This is a genomic window from Burkholderia sp. Se-20378 (assembly GCF_017104665.1).
Classification (GTDB): domain Bacteria; phylum Pseudomonadota; class Gammaproteobacteria; order Burkholderiales; family Burkholderiaceae; genus Burkholderia; species Burkholderia lata.
The window spans coordinates 1-459 of sequence record NZ_JAAGPG010001232.1; the positions used below are offsets into that span (position 1 = coordinate 1).

The following is a 459-nucleotide window of genomic DNA, read 5'->3' on the forward strand; positions in this document are numbered from 1 at the left end:
TTCAGGCGGCGACGGCCAGAATTGCCACGCGATCTGCGAGACGCTGGCCGGCGACGATCGCCAGCTGTCGCCAACGCGCTTCCACAACTCCGTGCACAACGCGCCGGCCGGCTACTGGAGCATCGCGACGCGCGCGATGGCGACGTCGAACGTGCTGTGCGCGCACGACGGCAGCTTTGCCGCGGGCCTGCTGGAAAGCCTGTGCCAGGTCGTAGTCGATCGCGTGCCGACCCTGCTGATCGCGTACGACACCGACTATCCGGAACCACTGCGCGCGGTGCGCCCGATCGGCGACGCGTTCGGCGTGGCACTCGTGCTCGCACCCGAAGCAAGCGAACGCGCGCTCGCCCGGATCGACGTGCAACTCACCGACGCGCCCGTCACGATGCTCGCACATGCCGAGCTCGACACGCTGCGCGCCGGCAATCCGGCCGCGCGCGTGCTGCCGCTGCTCGACGC

1 protein-coding gene is annotated in these 459 nt (G+C 70.2%); it reads left to right on the forward strand.

Annotated elements, in window-relative coordinates:
* A partial coding sequence (locus tag G3N93_RS41170) for a beta-ketoacyl synthase chain length factor (protein ID WP_206135660.1) occupies positions 1 to 459 on the forward strand: 459 nt, incomplete at both ends.